This window comes from Vagococcus sp. WN80Y (assembly GCF_059621045.1).
The window spans coordinates 1-13,036 of the sequence record NZ_JCAQHY010000163.1 but is presented as its reverse complement, the minus strand read 5'-3'; the positions used below and the strand labels follow the sequence as shown (position 1 = coordinate 13,036).

The following is a 13,036-nucleotide window of genomic DNA, read 5'->3' as shown; positions in this document are numbered from 1 at the left end:
ATAGACAGTGTGAGATGCATGTGCTTTTTTATAAGCTAATTAGAACGATTAGCGTATGTTTGCCAGTCAAGTTGACGGGCTTGACACCATGTTTTAATAGGATCTCTTAAAATGAGATCTGTTTTCTGCAAGTCAGTAATGGTTTTAGCACCTAAAAGAGTCATAAGAGTAGTTAGGGTGCGACGCCATTCGAAAACTTCATTAATAGTTTTTTCGACACCATCTTGTTGAACTAAATGCAAGAAGTGACCCGAAAGACCGCATGCTCTAGCTCCTAAGGATAAAGCTTTGATCATGTCAATTGGTGTTTTAATGCCACCAGAGGCCAGAATTTGCACCTCTTTTTGGTAGCGAACTGATTCGATGAGAGAAATTGCTGTTGATTGCCCCCAATTTTCCGCAAAAGAAAACTCTTGCTTATCACGACGAGAATTTTCAATGGCGACAAAATTTGTTCCGCCGCGTCCACTTACATCAATCGTTTTAACCCCAATTGTAATTAGTTGTTGAATGGTCTCACGACTCATACCAAAGCCAACTTCTTTGACAATTACTGGTACCCCAACTTGTTCAACCATGTGTTGAATTTGGGTTAGCCAGTTATCAAATGAACGCTCACCTTCACCATCAGGCATTACTAATTCTTGGGGAGCATTGATGTGAATCTGTAAAGCATCTGCTTGAAGAAGCTCAACAGCGCGCTTGCCATTTTCCACTGAATGTTCAGCCCCGAGATTAGCAAAAATGAGGCCTTTAGGATTTATTCGACGAATGACAGCAAAACTTTCAGCTACCTCTGGATGCTTGATGGCAGCACTGACAGAGCCGGAAGCCATTGCTAATCCTGTTTCACGAGCCACTAGAGCCAAGTCATGGTTAATAGTGGCAGTTTTATCACTACCGCCAGTCATACCATTAATGTAAAAAGGGAGACTTAAATCAAATCCTGCAAAAGCAGTATGTAAATTAACATCAGCTACATTCATGTTAGGAAACGAGTGATGGACAAAGGTCATCGCCTCAAAGTCTGTTAGAGGATGACTTCCGTATAGTTTTTCAGCTAATTCGACATGTTCGTCTTTACGATTTTGATGAATTGACATCGAGAACCCTCCAAATATTATGCCAGTAGATAGGCTTCTTCGTAGTGGACACTTACAGATAATTGACAAATATCAGCTTTGTCCCATTCAGCAATTAAAGGCTGCGGATTGATACTGTTATCAATTAAAACAATGCCACAATCGCCGCCGCCAGCACCAGATGACTTAGCAGCACCTCCAAAATCTTCGGCTATTTCACATAAATCGAAGAGTGTTGCCGTTTCAATGTGAACGCCACTGTTTGAACCTAAGTGTTGCAATAGTTGCCGATTTTGGCGAATACCAGTTTGAATCGTTGCAAAATCATTGTCTTTAAAGGCTTTAATAATCGCTGAAACGCAGGCTAAACTATTTTTTAGAAAAATAGAATAATAATGATCAATTTCACTGATTTCTTCATTTAGTAAATCTACTAAATGCGTAGTTGAGGCAGGGTTTCCTGTCCAACCAATTAATAAATTAAGATTTTCAGGTGGTGTCAAAGAATCGATCATTAATTTGGGCCAGTTCATATTAAGTAAAGCTAATAAAGAATGTTCTTTTTGTCGTTCTTGAACCCATTCACGGTCGAAGCATGAGTAAGCAATCCAGCCCCCGAAAGAACTAGCTGCCAAATCACCAAATGATCCGTTGCTTTTAATTGAAAGGTGAGTAAGAGCTGCCAGTTTATAAACGAGCATGGCATCAAATTCAACTTTATGAAAAGTAAGTAAGGCTTTGATGGTTGCCACTGTTACAGCGCCACTTGAGCCTAGTCCATATTTACGACCATCTTTATTATCTAAGTCACTTTCAATTTCTAAATCAAAGAAAGTTAATTTTTTACCAATTTCTTCTAAGTATTTCTCTGTCATAGTCACGGCTTGAACGACATAGGTAAAAGGGTTTTCCCGTTCGTCAATGAATAACTGACCGTTCTTACGAGTCCAAGGAATCATGAATCCGTTGGAATAGCTAGAACGGATACTCCCTTGAAATTTTGCCTCACGCAGTCTCACAGTTATATATTGATCTAAGGCGACTAAAATCGCAGGATGACCTGGTTCTAGTACAGCATATTCACCTGCTATATAGAGTTTTCCAGGTGCACTAGCTTCTATCATGTATCTCGTCCTTTCTTAATGTTAAACTGCTTAGAGCAATTTAACACCGCTTCCGACCTTTGAAATAATAACCGGATTGTCTGGAAAAGCGGTAGTTAACAATTTTTGAATGGCCTCTGCTTCAGAATAACGACAGAGGATCTTAACATTAGGTCCAGCATCCATTGTAAAGTAACACTGCCACCCTTGTCTACGTATTTCACGAATTTTAGTCAAAACTTCAACAGTTCTGGCTTCCCAATATGAGAAAGGGGGAAGCGCTCCAAGCATGGTACCATGCATTTTCATCCCATTTGACTCAGTGATTTCACCCAGTTGTTGAAAGTCTCGTTTATTTATGGCTTCTTTAATATTTCTTAAATCTTTTGTTGCACTTTCGAGCCATGCTGGATAGAATGCGGAGGTTTCTACGGTCAATTTCATTCCTTCGCGACTAGAAATTGATTTTTTATTGGTGTTGACAGCGACAGTAATCATCCCAATATCCCAACTAGCATCATCAATTTCAATCGCTAAGCTGTCTTCAGAATTTGATCCCATCTGCCATTCAACAAAGCCACCGTAAACGCTGCGAGTTGCACTACCACTCCCTCGGCGAACATAGGTTGAAAGAGTAGGGAGATCTAATTTCAACCCACTCGCATCATTTATTGCCGCACCAAGGGCAGCAAAAGCAGAAGCAGAAGAAGCCAGACCAGCAGCTGTTGGAACAAAATTTTGACTGGTAATTTTAGCAGCAGAAGTGATTCCAGCTTCTTGTCTAAATAAATCTAGAAACTGACTTATTTTAGAAGTTTCTTTTTCATTTTGAGGTTCATTATTTAAAATAAAGCTATCTTGTTCAAACGTATCTGATAGTTCAACGGTGGTTTCAGTATAAAATTTATCTAAGGTCAGCGAGAGACTGCTATTCATTGGTAAGAATAACTTTTCATCTCGTTTGCCCCAATATTTAATTAAGGCAATATTAGTATGTGCACGTGCTTTACTTTTTCGTTCCATTTAATTTCCACTCATTTCATATAACCATGTTGCTTTTGCTCCAGCATTTTCGAGTGCTGCTGCAATAACTCGGGCTTCTTTTATATCTCTTGCTAATGCTATCATACATCCGCCACGTCCGCCACCTGTTAATTTTGCTCCTAAGGCGTTGTGTTTAAGGGCGGAATTAACTAACGTATCAAGCTCTAAACTGGAAACACCAAGTGCAGATAGTAGGGTATGAGCTTGGTTCATTGCTTGACCTAATTTTTCAGGCTGATTTAGACTCAAATAATCTTTACTAGCACGGGCTAAGCTACCTAATTCAGTGATTTTTGCTTGGTAGCTAGCTGCGTGGTGATTCCGAATTTTTTCACCAACACTGGCTACAGCTTCTTTTGTTTGGCCAGTTTTCCCTGTATCAGCCACAACTAACACAGCATTTAGATTTAACGTTATAGGTACAAATGGCTGTCCTTTAATATAATAGTAAGGATTAGAGCTACTCGTCATTAAGGCATCCAAGCCGCTTGGATTTCCATGAGCAATCTTTTCAGAAATTTCCACAAGTTCTAAAAGCTGTTCGTGAGAAAGAGGGGATTCATAAAAATCAAAAATTGCTCTTATTGTTGCAACGGCAACGGCAGCACTTGAGCCCATTCCTCTTTCAGCTGGAATGGTGCTGTCGATCGTTAAAGCTAGATGGTCTTTTCCGTGTCCTACCTGTTCAAGCGAGACTTGTATGACTGTTTTTAGACTTTCTAATAATTCAGGCATGTCTGCTAATAGACCTTTGTAAAAAAAACAATCAATTAGTGTTTCATTTTCAGCTGCTTGAACAGTTGTTTTTATTTGTGTTGCTGGAAAAGGGATGGCAATAGACGGTTCGCCGTAAACAACAGAGTGCTCTCCCATTAAAATGATCTTTCCATTAGCGTATCCTATTCCTTGTGTTGACATCACTTACTCAACCTTTCTTCATTTTAGCTATTATTAAAGATTTAGTTGTCACTCGAGAGGGGATGGTAGTTATTTATGTAGTTTAGTAGACTAATTTGATTGTTTAGTAAAAAAACCAGACTTTGTTAGTTTATACTAAGTTACTAAATAATTCAATAATGGCTGGGGCAGCGTAAAGTGTCATAAATTGAATCCCATAATTGACGCCTAAACGATTCAGAGTACCACAGGCAAAACCGATAAGTAAAATACCGAAGATATTAATCAATCCTGCATCAAGATAGCCCAGAAGAACAACTAACCCAATAAAAAGACCTAGAATAGCTTCATGAGGAATTTTACGTAAGACAAAAGATGTAATTCTTGAGGCGAAGCGCATTGCGACATAATAGACAATCGTAATAGCTAAAATTGACCCAATAATAAAAGCAATTATTAACTGATTTTTTGGAAATTGTGTGGTTATATTGTCGCCAATTTTGAAAATAGGAGGAGCTTCAAAAAAAGCAGCACCAGGTCCAATCGCAGATGGGGCCAATGGGATTCCTAAAGCAATTAGACTAATTACTAAACCGGACATATAAGTAGCTTGAATGAGTGCGCTCATTGTAACAATTGCTGCCTCAGCCTTTTTGATTATTGCTGTTTCGCGTTTAGCAACCATTTCGCCAAATAATATGGTAAGCCCAACAGGACTAAGCACGAATAGAAAACATGCGATTAGAGTGGAAGCTAGACTGCCAATTGCTTCATTTTTCGATAATACATTGAAAGGACTTAGGCCTTCTTTTTTTATCACAGGAAGGAGGGTGATTTTCTCTTTAGTTTGTCTTAGTTTTTCACGTTCATTTGTATTGAAAAGTGAAATCAGAGATAATAGCAGAGGGGCAATTGTTATTCCTAAAAAGAATGAAGTCGTGATATTTTGTGTTTCAGGCACGACGCCCATTTGCCAGTAAAGTGTTCGTAATCCTTGAAAAAGCAGTGACATTGGAATAATACTGATTAATGAGATGATTTTAGCTTTTCCAATTAATGAAAGAAAAATTGCACCTCCAATAAATAACCAAGCGGAGTATTGTTTTAGGTTATCGGCATAAGGTGCGATCGCATTTGCAATAAGTAAACTGATAGGTAACGCAACCAGTACACCAATTAAGCTACCGACTGCCGCTTTTTTGACTGCGGAAGCAGTTTTTCCATGCTCTTTTAGAACAAGTGCGTGCTCGACTATTGGGGTTGACATAACGCCGCCAGGTAAACCAACAATTAGTGCAGGCATCAAATTCATTAATCCTAAAGTAACAAATGATGCAACAAAAAATGTTAGAGCGACAATTGGATGAATGCCTCCTAAAATTAAGGCTAACGATACTGGCATTAAAACAGAAGTTTCATCAGTACCAGGAATAAATCCAATAAAAACGTAAAGAATGATTGCCCCTAAAGCAGCTACAATCATTTGTATTAATAATGATAGATCCATACAAACAAGCTCCTTTATGTGTTATGGTTTAGCTGACTCAGCTTAAGAGTTGATTTTACGTTTTGGTTTAATTAGCCAGGTATTGATAATAAAGCCACCAATTGCTCCAACTAAGCCAAAAAACAACTGATGGGTAGGTTGGGTGTTAGGGGCAAGAAAAAAGCCAACCATTGTTCCAATGACGGAGATAGAGATGGCGATTGTTAAGTCTTTAATTCCAACTAGATCATTCCAGACATTAATGAGTTCTTGCTCCTTTTTCATAAACTTCCTCCTATTGTTGTTTATAAACATTTCTTTTTTTATCTTAATTAGACAATTTGCTTTTTGAAAGTTCGTTATATCTACATTTTACATTCTAAGTGTAACGTAATTGACAAATAATGGAATAAAGAGTGAAACTATTTAACAAATTCTTATGACTTAAGTGTGACTTTTAGTTAATTATTTTGTGATTTTAATTTTTAAAGTGAAAAAGATTAAAAAATGATTAAATTCATGTTGAAAATGTGATAAACTAGATTGAAATATGTGAAGGAGTTGTTTAAATGGAGAGTATTGATTGGAAGAATTTGGGTTTTAATTATATTAAAACACCTTATCGATTTTTAGTTGAGTACAAAAACGGCGAATGGGGAACTGGTGCGCTAACGGAAGACAATTTCTTACACATTCATGAAGGCTCGACGGCTTTACATTATGGGCAACAATGCTTTGAAGGTTTGAAAGCTTATAGATGTAAAGATGATAGTATCAATCTTTTTAGACCATATGAGAACGCCAACCGCTTGAATCGAAGTGCGCAGCGTTTGCGCATGCCGTTAGTGCCAGAAGAATTATTTGTTTCAGCTGTTAAAGAGGTTGTCAAGGCTAATGAAGAATTTGTGCCACCGTATGAGTCCGGAGCATCTTTATATATTCGTCCGTTGTTAATTGGTGTTGGGCCCAATATTGGTGTATCTCCAGCACCAGAATACATTTTCACTGTATTTTGTATGCCAGTTGGCCCTTATTTTAAAGGAGGTTTATCTGCTACGAATTTTATCGTCTCAGATTATGATAGAGCCGCACCAATGGGTACAGGAGCTGTTAAGGTTGGGGGGAATTATGCTGCAAGCTTGCAACCAGGTAAAGAAGCGCAAGAGCGAAATTATTCTGACTGTGTCTACCTTGATCCAGCAACTCATACAAAAATTGAAGAGGTTGGTTCAGCTAACTTTTTTGGCATTACAGCAGACAATAAGTTTATTACACCTGCGTCTCCTTCTATTTTACCAAGTATTACGAAGTATTCGTTGCTTCATTTAGCTGAAACTCGTTTAGGGATGGAGGCAATTGAAGGTGATGTTTATTTAGATCAATTGGATCAATTTATAGAAGCTGGGGCTTGTGGTACGGCTGCGGTAATTTCACCAATTGGTGGATTAGAGACGGGTAAAGGCTTTCATGTTTTTTATAGTGAGACGGAAGTGGGGCCAGTGACAACAAAATTGTACGATGAGTTAGTTGGAATACAGTACGGTGATGTGAAAGCACCAGTGGGCTGGATAGAAAAAGTATAAAAAAGTGATTACAACCAACGGTTGTAATCACTTTTTAGCTTTACTTAGCTTCTTTTAAAACATTAACTTCCTTGATTAGAATATCTTTAGTTGGTGTAGATTTTTCACCAGAATCGCCAACTTTGACTTCTGTAGCCGCGATTTTATCAACTACATCAAGGCCTTCAATTACTTGGCCAAAGACCGAATAGCTGAAGTCTAACATAGGAGCTCCACCATTTTTGTACGCCTCAATAATTTTTTCAGGGTATTCACTTTTCAATAGACCATCTGATAAGTTTTCATGATTTTGAACAATGTAGAATTGACTTCCTTGTGTTTTTTCAGAAACATCTCCGCCCGTTCTAGCCATAGCTAGCGCACCATTGATATGGTAAAGTTGGTCAGAAATCTCTGGAGCAAATTCTTCATCCCAAATACTTGCACCGCCACTACCAGTTCCTTCTGGATCGCCACTTTGAATCATGAAACCTTCAATAATGCGGTGAAATTTGACATCTTTGTAGTAACCATCTTTGGCATGAGTGATAAAGTTCTCAACCGCTTTTGGTGCTTGTTCTGGGAATAATTTTATTTTAATATTACCTTCCGATGTGACAAGTTCTACTAAAGATTCATTGTCAGCCACTTCTTTGCTAAGTTGCGGTAATTCCAAGCTGTTTAAGTCCACTTTTTCTTTTACTTCTGATGATGTTTCAGTTGTTTTACTTTCACTAGAGCTTGATCCAGTTGCTTTTTTTTCATTTCCACAGCCAGCGATCATTAATAGAGTTAACGCTAACGCACTCAAGCTAATAAGTAATTTTTTTGTTTTCATTTGAATACCTCGTTCTTATTTTTTGTTCACCATTAATAATAACAAATTTTTTGTGATTAACCTAGTGAAATCTAAAAATAGCTGATTATTCATTTAATTATTGAAATGGTCTAGACTATTATTTTTTTAATTGTTATAATATTTTAAGAACGATAAACTATTTAATAGGGGGCATCACAATGGGAAAATTAGGTATTTCTATTTATCCTGAGCGATCAACTTTTGAGAAAGATAAGGCGTATTTGGATTTAGCTCATCAATATGGATTTAAACGAGTCTTTACAAGTCTACTACAAATTACAGAAGATAAAGAAAAAGTTTTAGCCGATTTTAAACAAGTCGTCGATTATGCAAATAGTTTAGAGATGGAAGTTATGGTGGATATAAATCCAGCTTTATTTGAGCAATTGGAAATTTCATATGATGATTTAACTTTCTTTAATGAGATGGGCGCTTATGGTGTTCGTCTGGATATTGGGTTTACTGGGCAGGAAGAGGCTCGAATGACACGTAATCCATTTGGGATTAAAATAGAAATTAATATGAGTACAGGGACTAGTTATGTGGATAATATTATGAGTTATTCGCCGAATGTGAATAATCTACTAGGATCTCATAACTTTTACCCTCATCGGTACTCTGGTTTAGGCTATAATCATTTTGTAAAATGTACTGAGCAATTTACAAAATATGGAATCAATACAATGGCTTTTGTTAATTCCCATGCTGCAGACTTTGGACCTTGGCCAACACAAGATGGATTGTGCTCTTTAGAGGATCATCGAGATTTGGAAATTGCGACACAGGTTAAACATTTAGTTTTAATGGGAACAATAGATGATATTCTAATTGGCAATGCCTACGCTTCAGAAGAAGAGTTAAAAGCGATGTCGGAAGCTTTCTTTGCAGAATATCCAGTGATTAAAGTAGACGTTGCGGCTGATATTACAGCAGATGAAAAAGAAGTGCTTTTTAACAATTTACATAGTTACCGTGGGGATCGTTCTGAGTATATTTTACGCTCAACTATGACCCGAATTAAATATAAAGATTTACCTTTTGTAGCTCATAATACGGTAGATATGGTCAAAGGTGATGTGTTGATAGACAATGTTGGTTATGGGCAGTATAAAGGGGAGACTCAGATTGCCTTGAAATCAATGAAGAATGATGGACGTGTCAATGTTGTGGGGAAAATATCTACAGATGAATTGTTTTTACTTGATTTCTTACGACCTTGGTCAAGTTTCAAATTGATTGAGAATAAGTAAACTCAGAAAAATTTTATATGACTTCATAATCGAACAGCGAAGCAGGGACTTATGTCGGTGCCTCGTTGTTTTTTGTGGTGGTTAAAATTATTACTTTATTGTTTTTCGGTAAATCACGCTTATTTTGAAGCAAGTGGGCATTGGTCTATTTTTTATGCTAAAATTAAGAGACTAATAATAGAAGAGGTAGGTGTTTTATATGGAAGCCAGAACTATGATGAGATCACTAACTGCAAACTATAATACGTTAAAATCAACAATGAAGTGGACTGACAGACGTATCTTGTATTTAATGGCAAAGGCATTTATTGGTAAAGAGGAATTGCTGGATACGGTAGAAATTGAGCACGTTCGCAAACGATTAAAAGCCGAGACAGGTTTTTTTACTAACCTTAATTCAATAGTACGAGACATGATTGTTGCGTTAATGGTTGCGAATGATAAGAGTACTGACAAAGATGTCGTATTATTGATGGATAGCTACAATGAAATGAAGGAAATCGGTTTTAAGGGATCTTCTTATACTTACTTTGGGGCTTACTTGCTTCAATTTTCTAAACAAAGTGATAAGTTTGAAGAGATGAGAAAGGCTTTAGAAATCTACGAAGCGATTAGAGAAATTCATCCATTCATTACGGGAAAAGAAGACTATTCTATCGCTGTATCTTTGGCTCAAAATGAAGGGTTAGCTGGTCTTAGAGCTCAAGAGATAGCTGAAATGGTCGAATTTTACTATGAAGGCTTGCGAAAAGCCGGATTAAAGAGTCGCGACAATGCACAGTCGGCTGCTGCGACCTGCGTTTTGTTATTAGGTGAACAAAGTAGTAACTTTGTTTTAGAGATGGAGCAAACTGTTGCTCTGCTAGCAGATTTTGATATTAAACCAAAACCATTATTATATACATCTATTGTTATCTTGACTTATTTAAAACAGGAAGTTGGAACACTTGATTTTTCTTTACTTGAAGACTATTTGGAAGAAGCTAAGGAACATGTTAAGGTTTTTTTAGATAAAAATTATCAACGGACAATTGCTCTCGGCTTATTTATTGAAAGTCAATCCAAAGAGTTAAGTGATGAACTGACAAATACAGTTGCAGTCACACTTAATCAGATTATTATTCAGGAGCAAGTGATGGCTGCAGCGGCGGCGTCAAGTGCAGCAACGACCGCTGCAAGTAGTAGTAGCGCTTCTTAAATTTTGTAAGTAGTGCTAATGTATTCCCTAGGAGGGAGAAAATGTTTACATACGAACAAATCCAACGGTTAAATGATTTGGAACTAGGTGTTTACAATTACGTAATTCAACATATTGAAAATGTACGTACAATGAAAATACGTGAGTTAGCAGATAATGCACATGTTTCGACGACAACTGTTCTTAATTTTTGCAATAAAATGGATTGCAAAGGTTATTCAGAATTTAAAATTAAACTTCAATTATTACATGAAAAAGAAAATCTAGCGGAATTAACCGATGATACAGTAGCTATGATGGATTTCTTTAAAAAAATCAATACTGATGATTTTAAAGATCAAATTAACCATAGTGCTAAAATAATTGCGAATGCATCAAGTGTTTTCTTTTATGGGATTGGAAGCAGCGGTATACTAGGTCAATATGGAGCGCGTTATTTATCTAATATGGGGATTTATGCGACTCATATTAATGATCCTTTTTATCCGATTCCACAAGAAGTTAAGGAAAATACGATTTTAATTGTTTTGTCGGTTTCTGGAGAAACCTCCATGGTTTTACATCGTGTTAGTGAATATAAGCAAAATAATTTTAAGATTATTAGTATAACAAACAGTGATTCTTCAACGCTTTCAAAAATTTCTGATGGAGCAGTTGGGTATTATATGCCGATTGAAAAGAAAGGGCCAATTCATAATATTACGACTCAAGTACCAGTTGTTCATATTATTGAAACTCTAGCGCGAAAAGCTTTTGAAATTCGTGAAAAGCAAGATTAATTTGATAGATAGTAGATTTTTAACTCTCTAATTTTATTGTATGAGAAAGGAGGAGCAAGATGGGATTAGTGATAATAATTGGACCACAAGCTGTTGGGAAAATGACAGTTGGTCAAGAATTGGAAAAGTTGATTCCATACAAATTATTGTTTAATCACATGACAATTGATTTGCTCGCCCCTTTTTTGGGCTATACCCCAACAATGTGGGACTTATCAACTAATATTCGTTTAGACTTGTTTCAGCGATTTGTTGCCAATCAAGAAAATCCTGTTTCAGGAATTATTTTCACTGTAATGATTGATTTTGATTTAGATGCTGATAAGCTTTTCTTACAAAAAGTTAAATGTATTTTTGAGCAGGCTGGACAAGAGGTTTATTTTGTTGAATTAGAAAGTGATTTAGAAACACGTTTGAGCCGTAACATAACTGAAAATCGGTTGAAAGCTAAACCCTCTAAACGAAATATTGATTTTTCAACAAAGGAATTAGAGGATGCTGTTAAAAAGCACCGATTAAAATCATTTCCTGGTGAGTTGAGCACAGAGCATTATCTTCTGATAGATAACACAGACTTAGAGGCGACAGAGACTGCGCAACAGATTTACACTCACTTTTTTATGAACTCAAAAAAAAGTTGATTTTTGTTTTTGGGTAATAGATAGAAACAAGGAATAGGCTTTTTGGATTATGGAAAAACGGATTTTCATTGATGAGGTGTGTTGATAAAGTTGAATGGAGTGGCAGAGTCATGGCGATAAGAATGATTGCAGTTGATATGGATGGTACTTTTTTATCAAACAATAAGACGTACAATAGAGACAGGTTTGCCAAAATATATCAAGAAATGAAGCGACAGAATGTCCGCTTTGTTGTTGTAAGCGGGAATCAATATTATCAATTGAAGTCTTTTTATCCAGAAATTCAGTAAGAGATAGCTTTTATTGCTGAAAATGGGGCGTTGATTGTTGATCAAGAGGAATCACTTTTTGTTGGAGAAATGCCCCAAAGGGTGGTTGATCATGCGTATGCTGTCTTAAAAGAGCTGAAAAATGTAGACACAATTGTGTGCGGTGAAAAGAGTGCCTATTTATTAAAGAGTGAAAAGCCAGAGTTTTATACAAATAGTAAACACTATTATCACCGTTTGCAATTAATTGATCACTATAATAATATTGAGGATAAAATTATTAAGTTTGCTTTGGGATTTCCAGTTGAAGATGTTCATAGATCATTAGATATTCTGAGACAAGAGTTAGGAAATATTTTAGTTCCTGTAAGTAGTGGTCATGGCGCTATAGATTTGATTACACCTGGGACGCATAAAGTCCACGGTATTAAGCTTTTTCAAAAACGCTGGGGGATTGAGTCAACTGAGATAGCTGTGTTTGGTGATAGTGGAAACGATTTGGAGATGGTTAGCCACGCAAAGAATAGTTATGCAATGAAAAATGCTGCACCTGTAATTTTAGAAGCAACTGCTTATGTTACAGAATTTGACAATGATCATGAGGGGGTTTTAGTAGAAATGGAACGAATGTTAAATGAGGGTGAGACAAAACTCTCTTAAAACAGAAAAATATCTTGGTGACAATCAGAATAACTGAATCAATTTCATAATCAATATTTTATTTGAGAATAAACTTACCCAATTTTATTTATGTGATTTTTTTTAAGCGACTAATTTCAGTTTGAGAGATAATCTTTCTACCGCAAATCTGACAGAATTATAAGCTAACTGGATAATACTCAAGTGGGTTTTTGCTGCTTTGCCGC

General features: G+C 36.5%; 12 protein-coding genes and 1 pseudogene. 6 read left to right on the top strand and 7 right to left on the bottom strand.

What is annotated here, in order from left to right; all coding sequences use genetic code 11:
- Window positions 1-35 precede the first annotated feature (35 nt).
- The 6 genes from fni to AC5KOD_RS14895 all read right to left on the bottom strand — a co-directional run bounded on the left by fni (window position 36) and on the right by AC5KOD_RS14895 (window position 5,897).
- Complete coding sequence (gene fni / locus AC5KOD_RS14920; protein WP_496915364.1) at window positions 36-1,103, bottom strand: type 2 isopentenyl-diphosphate Delta-isomerase; 1,068 nt, start codon at window positions 1,101-1,103, stop codon at window positions 36-38.
- 17 nt (window positions 1,104-1,120) lie between these two features.
- Window positions 1,121-2,206 (bottom strand): phosphomevalonate kinase, encoded by a 1,086-nt coding sequence (locus AC5KOD_RS14915; RefSeq protein WP_496915363.1) that lies wholly within the window; start codon window positions 2,204-2,206, stop codon window positions 1,121-1,123.
- A gap of 30 nt (window positions 2,207-2,236) precedes the next feature.
- Window positions 2,237-3,208, bottom strand: a complete 972-nt coding sequence (gene mvaD / locus AC5KOD_RS14910; RefSeq protein ID WP_496915362.1) for a diphosphomevalonate decarboxylase — start codon at window positions 3,206-3,208, stop codon at window positions 2,237-2,239.
- Window positions 3,209-4,147 carry a mevalonate kinase gene (gene mvk, locus AC5KOD_RS14905; RefSeq protein ID WP_496915361.1) on the bottom strand — a complete coding sequence of 313 codons (939 nt, stop codon included), beginning with the start codon at window positions 4,145-4,147 and terminating at the stop codon, window positions 3,209-3,211.
- A gap of 130 nt (window positions 4,148-4,277) precedes the next feature.
- Window positions 4,278-5,633: a tripartite tricarboxylate transporter permease gene (locus AC5KOD_RS14900; protein WP_496915360.1), complete on the bottom strand. Its 1,356-nt coding sequence runs from the start codon at window positions 5,631-5,633 to the stop codon at window positions 4,278-4,280.
- 42 nt (window positions 5,634-5,675) lie between these two features.
- Window positions 5,676-5,897 carry a hypothetical protein gene (locus AC5KOD_RS14895; protein WP_496915359.1) on the bottom strand — a complete coding sequence of 74 codons (222 nt, stop codon included), beginning with the start codon at window positions 5,895-5,897 and terminating at the stop codon, window positions 5,676-5,678.
- Between the two features lie 284 nt (window positions 5,898-6,181).
- On the opposite strand from AC5KOD_RS14895, the gene AC5KOD_RS14890 reads away from it, so the two are divergent.
- The gene (locus AC5KOD_RS14890) at window positions 6,182-7,195 is read left to right on the top strand and encodes a branched-chain amino acid aminotransferase (protein ID WP_496915358.1); all 1,014 of its coding nucleotides are present in this window, start codon (window positions 6,182-6,184) and stop codon (window positions 7,193-7,195) included.
- A 40-nt stretch (window positions 7,196-7,235) separates the two neighbouring features.
- Here the strand turns inward: AC5KOD_RS14890 and AC5KOD_RS14885 are convergent, their stop codons facing one another.
- Window positions 7,236-8,012 (bottom strand): peptidylprolyl isomerase, encoded by a 777-nt coding sequence (locus tag AC5KOD_RS14885; protein ID WP_496915357.1) that lies wholly within the window; start codon window positions 8,010-8,012, stop codon window positions 7,236-7,238.
- Between the two features lie 179 nt (window positions 8,013-8,191).
- Between AC5KOD_RS14885 and AC5KOD_RS14880 the strand changes: the two genes are divergently transcribed.
- The 5 genes and pseudogenes from AC5KOD_RS14880 (at window position 8,192) to AC5KOD_RS14860 (ending at window position 12,830) form a co-directional block, all read left to right on the top strand.
- Window positions 8,192-9,283: a DUF871 domain-containing protein gene (locus AC5KOD_RS14880; RefSeq protein ID WP_496915356.1), complete on the top strand. Its 1,092-nt coding sequence runs from the start codon at window positions 8,192-8,194 to the stop codon at window positions 9,281-9,283.
- Between the two features lie 214 nt (window positions 9,284-9,497).
- The gene (locus AC5KOD_RS14875) at window positions 9,498-10,481 is read left to right on the top strand and encodes a DUF4003 family protein (RefSeq protein ID WP_496915355.1); all 984 of its coding nucleotides are present in this window, start codon (window positions 9,498-9,500) and stop codon (window positions 10,479-10,481) included.
- Between the two features lie 41 nt (window positions 10,482-10,522).
- Window positions 10,523-11,260, top strand: a complete 738-nt coding sequence (locus AC5KOD_RS14870; protein WP_496915354.1) for a MurR/RpiR family transcriptional regulator — start codon at window positions 10,523-10,525, stop codon at window positions 11,258-11,260.
- Between the two features lie 59 nt (window positions 11,261-11,319).
- On the top strand, window positions 11,320-11,901 hold the full coding sequence (locus AC5KOD_RS14865; protein WP_496915353.1) for a DEAD/DEAH box helicase family protein: 582 nt from the start codon (window positions 11,320-11,322) through the stop codon (window positions 11,899-11,901).
- Between the two features lie 71 nt (window positions 11,902-11,972).
- Window positions 11,973-12,830: pseudogene (locus tag AC5KOD_RS14860) on the top strand (Cof-type HAD-IIB family hydrolase).
- Window positions 12,831-13,036 lie beyond the last annotated feature (206 nt).